Origin of the sequence: Robertmurraya sp. FSL W8-0741, from assembly GCF_038004005.1 — a bacterium.
Taxonomy (GTDB): Bacteria; Bacillota; Bacilli; order Bacillales; family Cytobacillaceae; genus Robertmurraya; species Robertmurraya siralis.
Window position 1 is genome coordinate 1,139,805 of sequence record NZ_JBBOQG010000001.1, and the last position, 18,306, is coordinate 1,158,110.

The 18,306-nt window shown below is 39.1% G+C and carries 15 protein-coding genes and 1 other annotated feature; of the genes, 10 read left to right on the plus strand and 5 right to left on the minus strand.

Annotated features, from left to right (window positions below; all coding sequences use genetic code 11):
• Nucleotides 1–72: 72 nt before the first annotated feature.
• Nucleotides 73–282: a binding site (T-box leader), on the plus strand.
• A 53-nt stretch (nucleotides 283–335) separates the two neighbouring features.
• The 3 genes from proS (at nucleotide 336) to NST02_RS05460 (ending at nucleotide 3,484) form a co-directional block, all read left to right on the plus strand.
• The gene (gene proS / locus NST02_RS05450) at nucleotides 336–1,772 is read left to right on the plus strand and encodes a proline--tRNA ligase (RefSeq protein ID WP_340948355.1); all 1,437 of its coding nucleotides are present in this window, start codon (nucleotides 336–338) and stop codon (nucleotides 1,770–1,772) included.
• A 294-nt stretch (nucleotides 1,773–2,066) separates the two neighbouring features.
• Nucleotides 2,067–2,957 carry a putative RNA methyltransferase gene (locus NST02_RS05455; protein ID WP_244988918.1) on the plus strand — a complete coding sequence of 297 codons (891 nt, stop codon included), beginning with the start codon at nucleotides 2,067–2,069 and terminating at the stop codon, nucleotides 2,955–2,957.
• Nucleotides 2,958–3,049: 92 nt separating this feature from the next.
• Nucleotides 3,050–3,484, plus strand: coding sequence for an SRPBCC family protein (locus tag NST02_RS05460; RefSeq protein ID WP_095310768.1), 435 nt, complete (start codon nucleotides 3,050–3,052; stop codon nucleotides 3,482–3,484).
• Between the two features lie 162 nt (nucleotides 3,485–3,646).
• On the opposite strand, the gene glpK is transcribed toward NST02_RS05460, so the two are convergent.
• From glpK to NST02_RS05480, 4 genes are read right to left on the minus strand one after another with little or no spacing between them, the layout of a single operon-like run.
• A complete protein-coding gene (glpK, locus tag NST02_RS05465) occupies nucleotides 3,647–5,149 on the minus strand; it encodes a glycerol kinase GlpK (protein WP_340948362.1) in 1,503 nt (500 codons plus the stop codon).
• A gap of 3 nt (nucleotides 5,150–5,152) precedes the next feature.
• Nucleotides 5,153–6,094 carry a transketolase family protein gene (locus NST02_RS05470; protein WP_212933673.1) on the minus strand — a complete coding sequence of 314 codons (942 nt, stop codon included), beginning with the start codon at nucleotides 6,092–6,094 and terminating at the stop codon, nucleotides 5,153–5,155.
• Complete coding sequence (locus tag NST02_RS05475; protein ID WP_137743943.1) at nucleotides 6,087–6,938, minus strand: transketolase; 852 nt, start codon at nucleotides 6,936–6,938, stop codon at nucleotides 6,087–6,089. Before NST02_RS05475 ends, NST02_RS05470 begins: the two co-directional genes overlap by 8 nt.
• A complete protein-coding gene (locus NST02_RS05480; RefSeq protein WP_137743903.1) occupies nucleotides 6,938–8,374 on the minus strand; it encodes an L-fucose/L-arabinose isomerase family protein in 1,437 nt (478 codons plus the stop codon). Before NST02_RS05480 ends, NST02_RS05475 begins: the two co-directional genes overlap by 1 nt.
• A 748-nt stretch (nucleotides 8,375–9,122) precedes the next feature.
• On the opposite strand from NST02_RS05480, the gene NST02_RS05485 reads away from it, so the two are divergent.
• The 7 genes from NST02_RS05485 (at nucleotide 9,123) to coaA (ending at nucleotide 17,043) form a co-directional block, all read left to right on the plus strand.
• The gene (locus NST02_RS05485) at nucleotides 9,123–10,169 is read left to right on the plus strand and encodes a substrate-binding domain-containing protein (RefSeq protein ID WP_212933671.1); all 1,047 of its coding nucleotides are present in this window, start codon (nucleotides 9,123–9,125) and stop codon (nucleotides 10,167–10,169) included.
• A 347-nt stretch (nucleotides 10,170–10,516) separates the two neighbouring features.
• On the plus strand, nucleotides 10,517–11,515 hold the full coding sequence (locus tag NST02_RS05490; RefSeq protein ID WP_137743901.1) for a LacI family DNA-binding transcriptional regulator: 999 nt from the start codon (nucleotides 10,517–10,519) through the stop codon (nucleotides 11,513–11,515).
• A gap of 2 nt (nucleotides 11,516–11,517) precedes the next feature.
• On the plus strand, nucleotides 11,518–13,002 hold the full coding sequence (locus tag NST02_RS05495) for a sugar ABC transporter ATP-binding protein (protein ID WP_137743900.1): 1,485 nt from the start codon (nucleotides 11,518–11,520) through the stop codon (nucleotides 13,000–13,002).
• A gap of 2 nt (nucleotides 13,003–13,004) precedes the next feature.
• On the plus strand, nucleotides 13,005–13,943 hold the full coding sequence (locus NST02_RS05500) for an ABC transporter permease (RefSeq protein ID WP_137743899.1): 939 nt from the start codon (nucleotides 13,005–13,007) through the stop codon (nucleotides 13,941–13,943).
• Between the two features lie 29 nt (nucleotides 13,944–13,972).
• Complete coding sequence (locus NST02_RS05505) at nucleotides 13,973–14,929, plus strand: sugar ABC transporter substrate-binding protein (protein ID WP_137743898.1); 957 nt, start codon at nucleotides 13,973–13,975, stop codon at nucleotides 14,927–14,929.
• A gap of 86 nt (nucleotides 14,930–15,015) precedes the next feature.
• Complete coding sequence (gene rbsK / locus NST02_RS05510) at nucleotides 15,016–15,897, plus strand: ribokinase (RefSeq protein ID WP_340948367.1); 882 nt, start codon at nucleotides 15,016–15,018, stop codon at nucleotides 15,895–15,897.
• 201 nt (nucleotides 15,898–16,098) lie between these two features.
• On the plus strand, nucleotides 16,099–17,043 hold the full coding sequence (coaA, locus tag NST02_RS05515) for a type I pantothenate kinase (RefSeq protein ID WP_137743896.1): 945 nt from the start codon (nucleotides 16,099–16,101) through the stop codon (nucleotides 17,041–17,043).
• 474 nt (nucleotides 17,044–17,517) lie between these two features.
• On the opposite strand, the gene NST02_RS05520 is transcribed toward coaA, so the two are convergent.
• Nucleotides 17,518–18,255, minus strand: a complete 738-nt coding sequence (locus NST02_RS05520; RefSeq protein ID WP_137743895.1) for an SDR family oxidoreductase — start codon at nucleotides 18,253–18,255, stop codon at nucleotides 17,518–17,520.
• Nucleotides 18,256–18,306: the final 51 nt, after the last annotated feature.

Below are 18,306 nucleotides of genomic sequence, written 5' to 3' on the forward strand. Positions count from 1 at the left end.
AGTAGCTTATAAAAATGTATTTTACAACAAAGATTGAATTCCGCTCCGCAAATTGATATAGTAATTTCAAATATGTATTCAATGATGTGATCAAGTAAATAAGGATTGTGAACCAGAAAATATAGCCTTGGCTGAAAGCTATATCACCTCTCCTTATTGAAACCTACCACGGAGAAGTTAGTAAACCTAACCGAGTCGTTTCGTTAAAAACGTTAGAGGGCATAAAATTTTTATGTCGAACTAAGGTGGTACCACGTCTATAAGCGTAAAGACGTCCTTATATAGGACTCTTTATGCTTTTTTTAGGTCATATTATTTTTTCAGGAGGAAAGAACATGTCTCAAAAAACAAAAGATTTTTCAAAATGGTATATTGACACCATCCAAAAAGCGGATTTAATGGATTATACACCTGTTCGTGGCTGTATCGCGTTTAAGCCAGATGGCTATGAATTATGGGAACATATCCAGGCTGAAATGGACAGACGTTTCAAAGAAACTGGTCATCGCAATGCCTACTTCCCAATGCTAATTCCTGAATCGTTTTTCCAAAAGGAAAAGGATCATATCGAGGGCTTCTCACCAGAATTACCCTGGGTAACGGAAGCGGCAGGAGAGAAATTAGAAGAGCGTTTAGCGCTTCGTCCAACTTCTGAAACGATGATTGGTCACCTTTATTCTGACTGGATTAAAAGTTATCGCGATCTACCAGTTTTAATCAACCAATGGGCAAATGTGTTCCGTTGGGAGAAAAAGACACTGCCATTCATTCGTACGTCTGAGTTTTTATGGCAGGAAGGTCATACGGCACATGTCGATGAAGAAGATGCTCGTAAAGAAACAATGCAAATGCTAAATATCTATAAGGAAGTCGTAGAAGGACTGTTGGCCATCCCTGTTTATGATGGTCAAAAGACACCATCAGAGCGTTTTGCTGGTGCTGTTGACACCTATTCCATCGAAGCGATGATGCAGGATGGAAAAGCTGTACAAGCTGGTACTTCCCATTATTTAGGGACAAAGTTTGCAGAAGCATTCGATATTAAATATTTAACGAAAGAAAATAAACACACATATGTTCATACAACGTCTTGGGGGACATCGACTCGTTTAATTGGCTCCGTTATTATGGTCCATGGCGATGAGCAAGGACTTGTATTACCACCAAGAATTGCTCCAACGCAAGCAGTGCTTATTCCTGTAGGTCCTTGGAAAAAGAATCCTGCTATTATGGAGAAATTAGATGAGATTTTTGCAGCTCTAAAAGCAAAAGGAATTCGCGTCCGTCTTGATGACAGCGATCAATCACCAGGGTTTAAGTTTAATGAGTGGGAATTAAAAGGAGTTCCGGTACGAATTGAGCTTGGCCCACGTGATTTAGAAAATAATCAAGCCTTAATGAAAGCACGTGATGAAGGGGATAAAGTTTCTGTCCCGTTAGAATCTGTCGTTGAGGCGGTTGAAAAAGAATTGGAGACGATGCAAACACGCCTATTCGAAAAAGCAAAAGCTTTCCGTGCGGCGAACTCGCATACACATATCGATACGCTTGAGCAGTTAGAGCAGCATTTAGCCGAATCTGAGCAAAATGAAACAATTCCTGGTTGGATCTTAGCTGGTTGGTGTGGGGATGATGCTTGTGAAGAAAAGGTGAAGGAACAAACGAAATTCACAACTCGTAACATTCCATTTAACCCACCGACAACAAAAACCACTTGTATCTGCTGTGGACAAGAAGCGAAACATACCGTCTGGTTTGCCCGTGCGTATTAATCGGAAAATGAAAAGCCAACTTCTTTCGTAAAGAGGTTGGTTTTTTGTCGTCCAATTATGGAATAATTAAATTTACATATATCTCCGTCCCTTGGTATGATAATGATGTGGGTGAAGCCCTATAATTGTATGTAACAGGGAGTTATCACTATGATTATTCAGTTCATTCGTTATAGATAAGAAGAGGTATAGATAGTTTATGGACCCAAATTTTGTTTTTTTTGAAAACGAAAAGAGGGTTTATTTGTCTATGCCTTTTTCATTTATTGAATACGAATGAATGAGGTGAATTCTTTGTTACCAAAAAATAAAAGAATGATGAGTGCGGAGTTTGTAAGCAAGCATCTATTTCTGTTTGCTTGTCCCATTTGTCATTCTTCGATGAAGGTTTTCGAATTAAAAAGTTTAGTTTGTTCCAATCAGCATACTTTCGATTTTGCAAAGCAAGGGTATATTAATTTAACGACGGGTCAAATAAAAACGAAATATAGTAAGGAACTTTTTGAAGCGCGAAGAACACTAATGACAGAATCAACATTTTTCAAACCGGTAGTCGAGACGATAGCAAAACTAATCAATAAAGAGGGAATTCAAGTAAAAAAAGAGCTGTCCATTATTGATATGGGCTGTGGAGAAGGTTCCCATCTTGCTAGTATTTGTGATTTAGTATCAGCCAAGGGTAATAAAAAAGTGGTAGGAGTAGGTATTGACTTAGCGAAAGAAGGAGTTGTGGTTGCTGCTAAAAATTATTCTGAAAATAAGTTATGGGCTGTGGCGGATTTAGCACGTACTCCTTTTATTAACAAGCAATTCGATGTGATTCTCAACATCTTATCTCCCTCTAATTATGCTGAATTTAATAGATTGTTGAAGGAGGACGGACTTGTCATAAAAGTGATCCCTCAAACTGATTATTTAAAAGAGTTAAGGGATTATTTCTTTCTTGAAACAGAAAAGCAAACCTATTCAAACGAAGAGACTGTGGAAAGATTTCAAGATAGTTTTCGTTTTGTGGACAGCTCAAGGCTGCGTTATCGTGTTCATTTAAATGGACCGTTAATCTGGCCATTAGTTCAAATGACGCCTTTAACATGGGGGATAACAGATAAGCAAGCTGCATCTTTTTTAGAAAAGGAAAGTATAGAAGTGACCATTGATCTAGAAATTATGATTGGCAGAAAGTAATTGAATTTAAAAAACTTTTAAGGAGGGAATATTGCCTTAAAGTTTTTTATGTACGATGGTGTAATAGAAAGAAGTAAATGGAGGAATAAATAATGACTGCAGAACTGATTGTAAGAGATGAAGTACTTATTGATGCACCCCCTGCAAAGGTCTGGAAGGTCCTGATTACCCCAAAATATGTGGCACAGTGGGATGAACTTCCTGAGGATTATCCGAGTGAGGATATGTCGAAGGGAAGTGAAGTTGTTTGGGAACATAACGGTGAGAAAACAATAACGACGATTATAAAAGCAGAGGAAATGAAGGAACTGCAAATTGCTTTATACCAATCTAATTGGGAAGTGCAGCCGGATGAAGGGGACGTAGCGTATCGCTACAACTTAGAAGAACGAAATGGCAGTACACTTTTAAAAATCGAAATTGGTGATTTTTCACTTATCGAAAACGGCCAAATGTATTATGATGCCTCCGTTGAATTTGCATCGAACTCAAAACATGTGATCAAAGGACTAGCAGAAAGTCTATAACTGTCATTGCACTCAAAAAAACTTGGAATCATGACATGCTCCCTTAAGGGTAGATAGATTTAAAAATAAACATCTGCTTACTTTAAGGGGGTAAGATTTTTAAGAAATAGTACGAAGCGAAAGACCGCCATTCAAAGATGGTCTTTCGCTTCGACCGTATTCTTATTTAGAAGCAGGCATCTTGTAATCCATAATCGACGCTACCGCTGTTTTCCAGCCTTCATACTTGCTTTCTCGTTCTGTGTCTTTCCAGTTAGGGAAATATTCCTCTTCCATTTGGTAAATTTGGTCGAGGTTTTCTTCTGTCCAGAAGCCTATCCCTAAACCACCGGCGTATGAGGCACCGAGAGCTGACAGTTCTGCGGCCTTTGTCGTAACAACGGTTTTCCCTAGAAACTCCGATTGAAGCTGCATCAGCATTTTATTTTTTGAGGCACCGCCGTCTGCTCGTAATTCATATAATTTGATTCCTGTTTCATGACTCATCAGGTCAACCACATCACGAATTTGATAAGCGATGCTTTCTAAGCAGGCCCGGAGTATGTGAGAGCGGGTTGTGGAACGGTTCATTCCCAAGATGGCAGCTCTGGCATTCGGTCTCCAGTAAGGAGCGCCAAGACCAACGAAGGCAGGGATCACATAGACTCCTTCTGTATCTTGAATAGAAGAGGTTAACTGTTCCAGCTCTTCGAAGGTCTGAAACAGGTTCATATTATCGCGTGCCCATTTAATCGTATCTCCACTTGTATGAATAATTCCTTCTAGTGCATATCGGGTTTCGTTTTTCAGTTTCCATGCCAGTGCTGACACCAGTCCGTGTGTGCCTGTAACTGGTTCCGAGCCAACGTTCATGAGAACGGAGGAACCTGTACCATATGTCGCTTTCCCCATACCGGTCTCTGTGCAGCGCTGGGCAAATAGGGCGGCCTGAGAATCTCCCATGACCCCACAAATAGGTAGTGAAATCCCTGCTTCAACTAAATCGGGATCTGTGACATAGCCGAAAAGGTCATCAGATGCTCGTACTTCTGGTAAAAGCAATTCCTCTAATTCAAACAGCTGAATAAGCTCTGGGTCCCATTGAAGGGAATGGATATTAAACAATAAGGTTCTGCTGGCATTTGTGTAATCAGTTGCATGAACAGTTCCGCCAGTTAATTTCCAAATGAGCCAGCTATCAATGGTACCTGCCCTCCACTGACCGTTGATTTCTTGGTTCTTAATAAGGTTTAAGAGCCATTTCCACTTGGTTGCTGAAAAATAAGGATCTAAAAGCAACCCTGTTTTAGAAGTAATAAGAGGTTCTTGGCCGGATGATTTATATGCTTCGCAGATATCAGCAGTTCTTCGGCATTGCCAAACAATGGCTCGGTGTATAGGCTGCCCTGTTTCAGCATCCCAAATTAAAGCTGTTTCTCTTTGATTGGTAATAGTCAAGGCTGAAATCTCTCCGAAGGATACGCTAGCTTCAGCTAGGACCTTTTTTATAAGCTCTTTCACATTCTCGTAAATTTCGTTAGGGTCATGTTCTACCCAACCAGCTTGTGGGTAAAACTGTTTATGAGGCTTGGAACTCTTTTTTACAATTTGTCCTTCTTTATTAATAAGAAGAGCCTTTGTTCCAGATGTACTTTGATCGAGTGCTAGCAAATAGATTTGCTTCAATGCTTATCCCTCTTTTCTGAGGCCTTCTTCAATGATTGTTGCAACATTCCCAGCACTAATTCCGTAATGGTTGAATACTTCAGCCGTTTTTCCAGCAATTGGCGGTTCATCTGGAATTCCGAGAATTTTCAATGGAACTGGGCAATGCTGGGAAGTAGTCTCTGCTACCGCTGCTCCAAGCCCGCCATAAATACTATGCTCTTCTAAAGTGACGATAAAGCCAGTTTCTTTAGCAGCTTTAATGATTTCTTCAGTATCAAGTGGTTTAATGGTGTGCATATTGACAAGACGGGTACGAATTCCCCTTTGGGCAAGAATAGCACATGCATCTAGTCCGACCTTTACGGTTTCACCACATGCGATAATCGTGGCATCAGTTCCTTCATGTAACCGTACTGCCTTGCCGATTTGAAAATCATAGTCATCTGATTCATATACATCCTCTACAGGATTGCGACCAATTCGCATATACACTCCACCGTCATAATGCACGAGTGCTTCGGTCATTTTTTTTGTTTCATGGCGGTCAGCAGGGAGCATAACGGCAAGACCTGGGATCGCCCGTGTTACGGCGATATCCTGTAAGGAGTGGTGAGACATCCCTAAAGCTCCGTAACTAACTCCGCCACTGATACCTACAAGTTTGACATTCGTACCAGAGTAGGCTACATCCACTTTTATTTGCTCGATACTTCTCATGCTCAGGAAACAAGCTGGTGAAGTGATGAACGGCTTTTTCCCGCTATGGGCTAACCCTGCAGCCACTCCCACCAGATTCTGCTCGGCTATTCCCATTTCAACAAATTGATTTGGGTATTTTTCGGCAAACGGACCCATCGCTGCAGAACCACGAGAATCACTTGCAAGAACGATAATATCTTGGTTATTCTTAGCTAAATGCATGAGTGTATCACATATTACTTGGCGGTTTGCAATTTTATTCATGTGGTTGCCCCTCCTTAGAGACCAAGCTCTCGATCTGCTCTGTTAGTTCTTTTATGGCAAGAGCTAATTCTTCATCACTAGGAACGCGATGGTGCCAACCAATCGCATTCTCTGCAAAAGAAACCCCTTTTCCTTTTACCGTATTGGCAATGATCAGAGTTGGTTTTCCTTCTGTATATGGAATAGAGTTGAAGGTTTCCATCAAGGAAACAATATCATTTCCATCAATGGACACGACATGCCAGCCGAAGGCCTCCCACTTTTTATCAAGAGGGTCCAGTCCCATCACATTTTCCGTGTTTCCGCTAATTTGCAGGCTGTTACGGTCGATGATCCCTACTAAATTATCAAGCTTGTAATGGGAAGCGGACATGGCAGCTTCCCAAATGGAGCCTTCCGCCTGTTCTCCATCTCCCATTAAGCAAAACACGCGATAATCTTTATGATCTCTTTTGCCAGCTAGAGCCATGCCCACTGAAATTGGAAGCCCGTGTCCAAGAGCACCTGTATTCATTTCAATTCCAGGAACTTTATTATTCGGATGTCCGATTAATCTAGTTCCAAATTGAGAAAACGTTTCTAATTCACTTTTTGGAAAGTATCCAAGGTCAGCCAAAATACACCATAAAGATTCAACAGAGTGCCCTTTACTAGCGATAAATCGATCGCGTTCAACCCATTTTGGCTCTTGTGGGTTATGGCGCATCGTGTGGTAGTAAAGAACGGTTAATATATCGGTGTTACTAAGGGATCCGCCAGTATGGCCAGCTTTAGCATTATGAATCATTTGAAATAGGCGAATGCGAATTTCGGCAGCCTTTTTCTTTAAGTCAATGATGTCCATCACTTTAAATCACTCCCTCTTAACCATGCTTTAATTTCTTCCTCGGTCGGGTCAACTGGGTCAGGATTCAAACCGGGAATATAGTTACATGCTTCGTATAAAGCTGGAATCACATTTGCGTGTATTCCAACAGAATGGTGGACGTATGGCCCTTTTACCAACTTTTCTTCCCAAAGAGGCCAATCGTTTACTTCTACCCAAACGTAGGAACCTCTTGTGTAAGGACCTTCGATTCCTTTCGCTTTGCCTAAGAAAATAGAGTATTCACCGTGATCACCATCAAAGCGGGCGAGAGTCATCGAACCACCGCGGATTTCTCCTTCATGTGTACCAGGTGAATGGTCATCAAATAAGAAATGTCTTCTTAATTGCGGCTTATCTTCCACGCTCAACGATACAGGGAAGTTACCGCAATGGAAGAGCAGCTCTCCGTTATCATTTTCTGGGTGTCTAATCGTTAAATCAGCAAAGAAAGTTGGACAAGTATTGAGTGTAGCTGCCTGAACCATGACAGAAGTGATTGCCCCATGAATATCCGTTTCACAAGTAACTGGAATCTGTTCATCTGTTAAAATAGCATTTGCTAAGCAAGGCATGATTCCCATTGAATCCTGGAGGGAAGACCAGCATTGGATGGCAATGGCTGTACACTTGTTTTCTGTTGCGATGGTTTTCATCGCTACTTTTAAGGATGCGATTCTTCTAATATCTTCATCACTTACATCAATGGCATCCAAATTCGTTTTAATATATTCAATCGCTTCAGCTAGTTCAGGAGTGTCTTTCTTTTCGACCTTCTTGGAGGCTCTCTTTATATCTTCTAGTGTAATAGGGTGGAGCTCAATTCCGAAACGCTCCAATAGTTCTCCTTCATTGCACATCATCGTCCAGAAGGAAGTAGGGCGTGGTCCAATTTGCAAGATTCGTAGAGAATTGAAAGCCTTTACAACATTAGCTGCAGCAATGAAGTTTTTAAATCCACGTTCAAAGATGGGATCGTCAACACGACAGTTTGTAATATATGTGAACGGAACATTGAATCTTCTGAGAACTTTGCCGGTAGCAAACAAACCGCATTGTGTATCCCTTAGTCGCATTCCATCTTCAAGTGGTGCTTCATCCCGAGGTCCCCATAAAAGCACAGGTTTACCTAATTCTTTTGCCACGCGAGCAACCGTATCTTCAGTTCCAAAGTTGCAATGAGGGAAGAAGACCGCATCTATATTTTCTTCTTTGAAACGTTTAAGGATTTCTTCTGAACCAATTAAATCGTTATACAATAAGCCTTCGGAGTTTATTCCCTCTAAATCAACAATATCGATCTCTAAGCCAAAAGACTCCATTTTTTCGCGAATTTGTACCTTATAACGATAAGCATCCTCTGCACTAAACGTAAAACGTCTAGTTGGGGCATAACCTAATTTTAATTTAGCCACCTCTATTTCCTCCTTGTGTGTTGATTTAATCAAATCGTAACACCGTAAAAATTCGACGTCAATAAAATAATTTAGTATTTTTACTAAATTATTTTATAATCAACTTAATTTTTGAACATTGAAATAAGCTGCTAGACCTTGATGTAGCTAGGTAAGCCTGCAAGGCAGTACTGTAGTTGATATTGGATGAGCTTTGCCTCTTTTTGTTACTTTTTTTAGGACTATTGGAGAATTTAGGGTAACAGTCCGGAGTGAAACCCTCAATGGAGCTCATAAATCACTTCGCAGAGATCATAAAAGCGACCACCTCATATCCGTTGGTCTGTGTAGTTTGATTTTCCATAATCAGCCCTCATGAGTCACTTAGCTGTATGGCTTTGTAGTTTTAGTCAAAGCAACGTTACTAAACGGAGGGGTGTTTTTTTAGGTGTTAATCACCATTTTTGAACAACATCGGCGGACTGCTGCTGATAGAACTCATCACCCAATTATCGATGTGAAAGTTGAGTAATGGATTAGTAAAGATGGTATATTCAATTTACTATAAACTTGGTTATGACTTGTACATATCGAAAAATGTGAGTAAACTAAAATTGTTTATGAAAACAGTTAGTATTGTTCACGGCAGGCATACCGTAGAATTTTGTTCTTTTGGAGAGGACTTAATCATATATCTTTGGGAATTGCAAATATTGTACGGGTGGAAGTAATAATTTAAAAAAATGATGTAACGGACGGTGGCAAAGTAATGAAATTAGATGATATAGCAAAAAAAGCTAACGTATCGAAGTCGGCTGTGTCCCTTGCTCTTAGCGGGAAACCAGGAATTAGCTCAGAAACTAGGGATAAGATTTTACGAATTGTAAAGGAGACGGGCTATATACCCCGTTCAATGGTTAAAGCGGAGCAAGTTTATGGGAGCACAAAAAAGATACTTCGTTTTTTAGTATTTTCAGATGCACGGTTTATTGGCTTGCAATATCATAAACAGCCATTCTTTATGGAACTCATACATTATATTGAGGAGCATTGTAGGAAATTGGGGTATTCATTAATGTTTTCGACAGTAGATATAAGTCAGTTTGATAAGGATATTGCTAAACTAAATGATGAAGTTGAACATAGTGGCATTATTTTACTAGGAACGAACTTAGAAAAAAAACAAATAGAAAAGATATCGAAAAATAACCCCAATTTAGTAGTATTAGATACTTACGTACATGAGTTAAATGTTGATTTTGTTGTGATGAATAATATTATGGGTGCCTACCAGGCAAGTGCTTATTTAGTTGAGCAAGGTCATAAACATATAGGATATGTTCAATCGGAATACAGAATGCATAATTTTGAAAATAGAAAGCGGGGATTTCAAAAAGCCAAGGAAGAATATGGCTTTGTTTCAAAGGAGGAGGATGTGTTTTTTATGTCTCCAACCGTGTTATCCTCTCAAGAAAGATTCCAAAAAGAAATACAAAAGAAAATGGAGCAAAAAGAAACATTGCCGACTGCTTTGTTTTGTGAGAATGACTACCTAGCCATTAGTGTAATTAAATCGTTGCACGAAATCGGTCTTCACGTTCCGGATGATATATCGGTGATTGGATTTGATAATATAAAGGAGTCTGTGGTTATCTCTCCGGAGTTAACGACTGTTCATGTAGATAAGGAGACATTGGCATTAAAAGCAGTTGAACAGCTTATTCGGCTTATTGAAGAGAAAGATAAAATGGGGATCAAAACAGTTGTCGACACAAAAATAATTGAGAGAAAATCGGTAAAAAAGTTTAGTAAATAATATTTTCCAGGAGGATGTGATCCTCCTTTTTTTATGTATTTATACCTTTTTATACAGTATTAACCAGTATTAATTAGAAATAGTTTGAAAAAACTTAAAACTATCCATTGACACCTAAACTAAAATATTTTAGAATCTACTCATGGAACATGTTTCATAGTTCAATCAACCTGTTTATTAGTGTAATTTATACTAAAATAATTTAGTGTGGTATTCACTCTTACCTTAAATTACAGTAAAATGTTTACTCGGATTATTGAACTAGTCAACTGTTCTTTATTTTTACGTATAGATGAAAACGCTTACCCTTGTAGGGAACTTTGCCAACATTAAAGGGGTGAGGGATTATGACAAACATGCGGAGAATTGCCAAGGAGGCAGGTGTAGGGATCGCTACGGTCTCTCGTTATATCAACAATACAGGGTATGTAAGTGATGAGCTAAAGAAAAAAATCGAAGAAGCGATTGAAAGAACGAATTATCGACCTAATGAACTGGCGAGGGCTATCTTTAATAGAAACTCCAAAATCATTGGTCTTATCGTTCCTAACATATCAAATCCATATTTCAACGAGCTTGCTCTCATTATTGAAGAGGTTGTAAGTAAAGCGGGTTACTCTATTTTTCTTTGTAATACGAACGACGAGCTGGAAAAGGAGCAACATTATATTAACGTCTTGCAAGGCCATCGGGTGGCCGGAATTATTACGGTGAGAAGCCGGTGCAAGGAAGAGTATACATTTCTTGGTGTTCCAGTTGTTTCCTTTGAAAGCGTTATCTCCGATGAAATTGTTACTGTTGCGACTGATAATGTTAAAGGGGGAAAGCTTGCTTTTAATCATCTTTATGAATGCGGTTGCCGGGAAATTGTTCATGTATCCGGTCCAATTTACTCCAGTGCTATTACAGACCGATGCAATGGCTTCTTAAAAGAAGCCGATAAGAAACAGATAACAATCGACCTTCTTCAATTTGATACAGATTTTCAGCGGAAAATGCTAGAGTCCAATATTCGGGCACTTGAAGATATTGAGAAGTATGATGGAATTTTTGTTTTTAATGATATCGCTGCAGCAACAGTCATCCGATATTGTCAACTTAAAAAGGTAAAAATTCCTGAAGAAGTCCAAGTAATTGGATACGACAACAGTTATATTGGGGAATTTTTATACCCATCGCTAACGACGATAGAGCAATCTGTACAAGAAGTAGGTATAACATTGGCCGATGTGGTTATTCGTCTGATAAGAGGCGAAGAGGTTCAAGAACAACGTATATCAATAGAACCAAGGCTAATAAAAAGGGAAACCACTAAATTACAAAATAACTCTGTTCAGGGGGTGTGACCATGGAAATAAGAATGACGGACATTAATAAAAGCTTTGGGGATGTCCAAGTTTTAAAAAATGCTGGGGTCCATGTTAAAGAAAAAGAAATTCATGCCCTCATGGGGGAGAATGGTGCTGGTAAATCAACCTTGATGAAAATTTTAACAGGGGTCTATATGAAGGATTCCGGTAAGATCGAAATCAATGGGGAAGTTCAAGAAATCGAAAGTATTCGAGATGGTGAAAATAAGGGAATTGCTTTTATCCACCAAGAATTAAACGTTCTGAATGAAATGAGCATTGTGGATAATATGTTTTTGGGGAAAGAAATCAAGAATAAATTCGGATTAGTAGATAAGACAACAATGGCAAAGCTTGCGAAGGAAAAACTTTTATTACTTGGTTTGGATGTTGATCCAAACACATTAATAAAGGATATTTCCGTAGGAAAGCGCCAGCTTGTGGAAATTGCGAAAGCGCTCTTAATGGAAGCAGAGTTAATTATCATGGATGAACCGACAGCGGCATTAACGGACAAAGAAATTGATCTGCTTTTTAAAATCATTAGAGATTTAAAAGAAAAAGGTGTTTCATTTGTATATATCTCTCATCGCATGGAAGAAATATTTGAGTTATGTGATGAAATCACAATCATGCGTGACGGGGAATTCATTGGTCAGAAAACGATTGCAGAAACAAACTTTGATGAAATTGTCAGCATGATGGTAGGGTATGACCTAGACGACCGATTCCCAAGAGTTGATGTGGAACCAGGAGAAGTAGTGTTATCGGTTAAAGAATTAACACATAAAGGCAAATTTGAGGATATCAATTTTGAGGTACGTGAAGGTGAGGTTCTTGGTTTCTCTGGATTAATGGGTTCAGGCCGTACAGAAATCATGCATGCGATATTTGGAAATATTCCTTTTGATTCTGGAACAGTGTATATCAACCAGAAGGAAGTTAAAATTAACTCTCCTATTGTTGCACAAAGATTAGGAATCGGTTTCATTACCGAGGATCGAAAAAATGAAGGGTTAATACTCAGTTTTTCAGTAGCTGAAAACACGGTGATGCCTTCTTTAAGAACCTTTACGAAAAACAAACTTATTCAAAAAGGGCAGATTTCAGAGGTCGTCGCGGAGTATATAAGGAAGTTAAATGTACGGACCCCTAATCAGACAATAAATGTTGGAAACCTTAGTGGGGGAAATCAACAAAAGGTTGTTATTGCGAAATGGCTCATCACAAAACCCAAGCTTCTTATCCTTGATGAACCGACAAGAGGCGTTGATGTTGGTGCCAAAAAAGAAATCTATGAAATTATTAATGAATTAAAAAAAGAAGGAGTTGCTCTTATCGTCGTATCGAGTGAACTTCCAGAAGTGCTTGGAATTTCAGACCGTATAGCGGTTATGCATGAAGGAAAACTTAAGAAAATTTTCGATATTAAAGAGGCGACTCAAGAAAAAATCATGGAATATGCAACAGGTGGGGGGGTATAAGCATGGAGAAGTTAGGAAGTATATACAACAGATTCGGTACAATCATTGTTTTGCTTGCGCTGATGCTGATTGTAACCATTATTAATCCGCAATTTTTAACTATGTATAATATTTTGAATATCTTTAAACAAGTATCCATAAACGGACTGATTGCACTTGGCATGACATTCGTTATCTTAACCGGAGGTATTGATTTATCAGTTGGGGCGATATTGGGGTTTTCAGGGATGATACTTGGCTTGATGATCACTGGGGGAACACCAGATTTACTAGCAATCCCAGCTGTATTAGCGATCGGTGCTTTACTCGGATATTTTAATGGATTTTTTATCTCTAAGCTGAAGCTACAGGCTTTCATCGTCACATTAGCAACAATGACGATGTTTAATGGACTTACGTTGATTGTTTCAGATGGGATTCCAGCTTCCGGTGTAACGAAGGATGCGCCTGTACTAGATTTCTTTAGCCAGGGAAGTATACTGGGGATTCCATTTCCAATGATTATTTTTGTAGTAGCTTTTCTTATTCTATTAATTTTATTGCAGAATACAGTTTTCGGCCGCGGTGTTTATGCGATAGGAGGAAATGAGGAGGTTGCTAGGCTTTCCTCTATACCGACCAATAGGATAAAGACATGGGTTTATGTCATAAGTGGTATGATGTCAGCGTTAGCAGGTGTTGTATTAACATCTCGCTTAAGCTCAGCACAGCCCACTGCAGGAGCAGGCTTTGAACTAGATGCGATTGCGGCAGTTGTTATTGGTGGCACAAGTTTAGCAGGTGGTAGAGGGAGATTGTTTGGAACCTTTATTGGGGTTCTCATTATTGGGGTCTTAAATAATGGCCTTAATATTATCGGAGTTTCAGCTTTCTTCCAGCAATTTATTAAAGGGCTAGTTATTCTCCTTGCGGTCATTTTAGATCGCAAGAGTGCTAGATAAGTAAGAAAAGATATTAGGAGGGGCAAACAATGAAAAAATTTTCTTTAGTCTTACTGGCTGTATTCCTTTTCATTTTAGGAGGATGCAGCAGCAATGAAAGCGGTGGAGAGGCAAATGGAGGAAATGGAGGAGAAAAGAGTGAAGGTTCAGGTAAAATCGCTTTACTTATGGCGGATTTAGGCAATCCCTTCTTCCATGTTCTAAGTGATTCTGTAGTGGCACAAGGTGAAGAATTAGGGTATGAAGTGCTGGTTTATGATGGTCAAAATGATGCTTCTAATCAGCCATCTCAAGTTGAAGATGCAATTCAAAAGGGTGTAGATGCCATAATTATCAACCCTGCCGATGAATCATCAACAGCCAATGCATTAAAAGAAGCTATTGCTCAAGATATTCCGGTTGTAACAGTTGATAGAGCAGTGGATGTGGATGGCGTATTATCTTATTTAGTAACAGATAATCTTAAAGGTGGAAAACTTGTTGGTGAATGGTTACAAGAGAAGTTGCCTGAAGGTGGCAAAGTTATTCACATAGAAGGTGTTATGGGGACAGCTCCGCAACGTGAACGTGGAGGTGGATTCTTAAGTGTCATCGATCCAAAGGAAAATCCTGACAGCAAATTTGAAATTATAGATACAGCTGTAGGTGACTTCTCTATGGCACCAGCTGAAGCAGCAATGTCAGATTTATTAGCTAAGCATGATGATATTGATGTGGTTTTCGCTCAAAACGATACAATGGCTGTTGGTGTAGTACGTGCTATCGAAACAGCTGGCAGACAAGATGATGGTATCATTGTGATTGGATTTGACGGAGCTCAGGAGGCATATGATTTAATTGATGAAGGAATAATGGCGGTAACAGCAGTACAAGATTTCGAATTTATCGGAGCAGAAGCTGTAAACTACGTTGATGCCTATCTTAAAGATGGTACAAAGCCAGAACCTGAAGTATTAGTTGACGTTTATATGTCAGATTCAAAATAATCATTAAGTAATAAGAAAAGGTGCCCCTTTATGTAAGATAAATAAAGGGGTATTTTTTTACACGTTATATAAGGAGATGCTGATGTATGGCACGTATAGCAGTAGTGGGTAGTATCAACATGGATCTTGTCGTAGAAACAGACATTATGCCAAAGAAGGGTGAAACCGTACTCGGAAACCATTTTTTTACAGCTCCAGGTGGAAAAGGAGCCAACCAAGCTGTTGCGGCAGCAAGGCTTGGTGGAAATGTTACGATGTTTGGCTCGGTGGGCATTGATCAAAATGGAGAGAATTTGAGAGCAATATTAAAAGAGGAAGGAGTAGAGACAGCTTTTATTAATATCGTGGAGGGCATAGCAACAGGTGTGGCGATCATCGAGATTTGTGAACATGATAATCGCATTATTGTGGCATCAGGAGCAAATCAATATACCAATTTAGAGTATTTAACAAATGTTTCGAAGGAATTGTTAAATTATGATGTCATCTTGTTGCAGCATGAAATCCCGTTGGAAAGCATTGAATACATTGCGAATTTTTTATCAATATATAACAAAACGATCATCTTAAATCCTGCACCAGCTTTTGCATTATCTGATGAAATATTAAAATGCATCACTTATATTACACCTAATGAACATGAATATAAGATGGTCCTGAACACATCAGATCCCATGGATGAAGTATTAAAAAGGTATCCAAATAAATTATTAATTACACGCGGTGAAGAAGGAGTGACCTATTGTGATGGGACAAACATTATAACGGTTCCTTCGATTAACGTGGAAATTGTTGATACAACAGGAGCAGGAGATACATTTACTGGTGCGTTTGGTGTTGCTATTTCCGAAGGGCAGGATTTAATAGAGGCCATTCATTTCGCGAACTGCGCTGCTGGGCTTTCAATTACAAAAATGGGAGCACAAAAAGGAATGCCTACCCTTGATGAAGTTTTGAAAATACGGTAGTGGGGGATGTTTGTCATCTCCCTTTTCTTCTCGTTTAATGGTTGAAACGGTTTTGAGCATGCTTGTTACATCGCCCATCGCCTAAGAAGTTACGAAAAGTAAGAGTGTTCTTTATGGGGGATCAGTGGTAAACTAACGGGGGTGTTTCTAAATGGAACCTGTGAAATAATGATAGTAAGAAATGATGTTAGGAGTTTAATAATGCAAACCGAACATGATTCAACCTACATTTCTTTTTCGAGAGAAGAATGGGCTAGTTTACATCCTAGTTCACAAATTAATTTAACCCAATCAGAAATTAATCATATACAAGGGCTCATTGGAAATTTAACAAATGAGGAAATCTCTAAAATTTATTTGCCGCTCATTGAGTATTTGTCTATTAATATGGAAGCTGCTAAATTCTCACATCATGTAAAGAATCAATTTTTAAAAAAGGCCACAAAGAATCCACCATTTATTATTGGAATTGCTGGGAGTGTTGCCGTAGGGAAAAGTACTACATCGCGAATTCTTCAATCTCTCCTTCTGGATTTACCAGCTCGACCAAAGGTGGATTTGATTACGACGGATGGGTTCTTATTTTCGAATAATGTTCTCAAAGCAAAGGGTCTTTCTGAACGAAAAGGATTTCCTGAAAGCTATAATATAAGAGCGTTAATTGATTTTTTATCAGCAGTTAAGTCAGGAGAACCTTGTGTCCAGGCTCCTGTCTATTCTCATTTATATTATGATATTGTTCCTGGGCAATACCACCAAGTTTGTCAGCCAGACATTGTCATTATTGAAGGAATCAATGTACTGCAAACACCAAAGCAGGTCGGAAGCAGCATTCCTAGTAGAGTTGTGTCTGACTTCTTTGATATTTCCATTTATGTGGATGCCGATGAAAGCCATATTTTAAAATGGTATGTTGAAAGGTTCAAATTGCTGAAAAAGACAGCATTTACGAAGCCGGAATCATACTTTAAGCGTTTTGCTGAACTTTCGGATGTGGAAGCAGAAGGTGTCGCTACAGATATTTGGAATCGAATTAACAAAGTTAATTTAGAGGAGAATATTTTGCCGACTAAGTATCGGGCCGATCTCATAATTGAAAAAAGCTCCAATCATCAAGTTGATAATATTAGAGTGAGAAAAAATTAGCTGAAGGTATAGTTCCAATTTAAGATTGGAGGTAATTTTGCATGCAGCAGTTAAAATTTGAAGCCTCTTGGGATAGAGCGCTAGCTACGAAAGATCGACAGTTGATTGGAAAAATTTCCAATTCTACACATCAATTTGATCATTGTAAGAGAAAATGAGCCAAAAATCAACACCGACATATAACAGAGCCTATTAAAAGAAGCCATTAATCATAAAGAGGAGTTGCTCGTTACTGCACTAGTACATAATTATATGGATTGTCCACTTGTTTTTGAGAATGTTAGAGTGCTTTACAGTATCGAGGGGAAAGTTTTAGCCATAATCTGCTCTTGTGATTTCACCGCATGTGAGTATGCCATGGACGTTTATATTTCCGCAGGATCGTTACATCCTAAGATCTTCTTTGGAGAATGGACGATTGGTAATATATCGTCCATTCTAAATATTTTTATAAGCAAGCTTTAACAACATGATTTAATTAAATCCACCGTTTACACGAATAGTTTGTCCTGTTATCCATCGCCCTTTGTCGCTAACAAGTAATTCAATGGCATTTGCAATATCTTCAGGTTCACCAAGGCGACCGAAAGCGTTCAACTTTCGAAATGAATCTATCAATTCTTGTGATTTTCCGTGTAAAAATAGCTCGGTTGCTACTTGACCTGGTGCGATACAATTAATAATGATTTCCTTCGGACCAAATTCTTTTGCTAATTGCCGAGTTAGTTGTTCAATCGCCCCTTTTGTAGCAGCGTAGACGCTATAGGTCGGCAGCATTGCTCCTGACACTGAAGTCGAGAAATTGATGATTGTTCCACCTCGCGACATATGTTTCATTGCCTGTTGACATGCAAAATAGGTGCCTTTTACATTGATGGCAAAATGGCGATCAAACAATTCTTCAGATACATCAGCAAGGGCTTTACATTCCATGATCCCTGCGTTATTAATGAGAATGTCTATTTGTCCAAATTGTTTAAGTGTTTCCGAGAATAACAGGTCAACCTCAGTCACTTTGCTTACGTCGGCACGTATTGCTATAGCTTCCCCGCCGGATTGTTCAATCTCCTGTACAACTTCATTTGCTTTCCGTTCACTCGCAGAGTAATTGACCACGACTTTTATACCTTGGCTTGCTAATTGGAGGGCGATTTGTCGTCCGATCCCTCGTGATGCCCCTGTAATAATCGCTACTTTTTCATATGAACTCATAACGAATTCGCTCCTTTTTGTAACTAATTGGTTAAGCCTTGTATAATCATT

What these genes read in the sequence shown, in the direction of transcription:
- NST02_RS05485 (WP_212933671.1), top strand. Translation starts at nt 9,123, where the DNA reads ATGAAATTAGATGATATAGCAAAAAAAGCTAACGTATCGAAGTCGGCT.
- NST02_RS05500 (WP_137743899.1), top strand. Translation starts at nt 13,005, where the DNA reads ATGGAGAAGTTAGGAAGTATATACAACAGATTCGGTACAATCATTGTT.
- rbsK (WP_340948367.1), top strand. Translation starts at nt 15,016, where the DNA reads ATGGCACGTATAGCAGTAGTGGGTAGTATCAACATGGATCTTGTCGTA.
- coaA (WP_137743896.1), top strand. Translation starts at nt 16,099, where the DNA reads ATGCAAACCGAACATGATTCAACCTACATTTCTTTTTCGAGAGAAGAA.
- NST02_RS05475 (WP_137743943.1), bottom strand. Translation starts at nt 6,938, where the DNA reads ATGGACATCATTGACTTAAAGAAAAAGGCTGCCGAAATTCGCATTCGC.
- proS (WP_340948355.1), top strand. Translation starts at nt 336, where the DNA reads ATGTCTCAAAAAACAAAAGATTTTTCAAAATGGTATATTGACACCATC.
- NST02_RS05490 (WP_137743901.1), top strand. Translation starts at nt 10,517, where the DNA reads ATGACAAACATGCGGAGAATTGCCAAGGAGGCAGGTGTAGGGATCGCT.
- NST02_RS05505 (WP_137743898.1), top strand. Translation starts at nt 13,973, where the DNA reads ATGAAAAAATTTTCTTTAGTCTTACTGGCTGTATTCCTTTTCATTTTA.
- NST02_RS05470 (WP_212933673.1), bottom strand. Translation starts at nt 6,094, where the DNA reads ATGAATAAAATTGCAAACCGCCAAGTAATATGTGATACACTCATGCAT.
- NST02_RS05495 (WP_137743900.1), top strand. Translation starts at nt 11,518, where the DNA reads ATGGAAATAAGAATGACGGACATTAATAAAAGCTTTGGGGATGTCCAA.
- NST02_RS05460 (WP_095310768.1), top strand. Translation starts at nt 3,050, where the DNA reads ATGACTGCAGAACTGATTGTAAGAGATGAAGTACTTATTGATGCACCC.
- NST02_RS05520 (WP_137743895.1), bottom strand. Translation starts at nt 18,255, where the DNA reads ATGAGTTCATATGAAAAAGTAGCGATTATTACAGGGGCATCACGAGGG.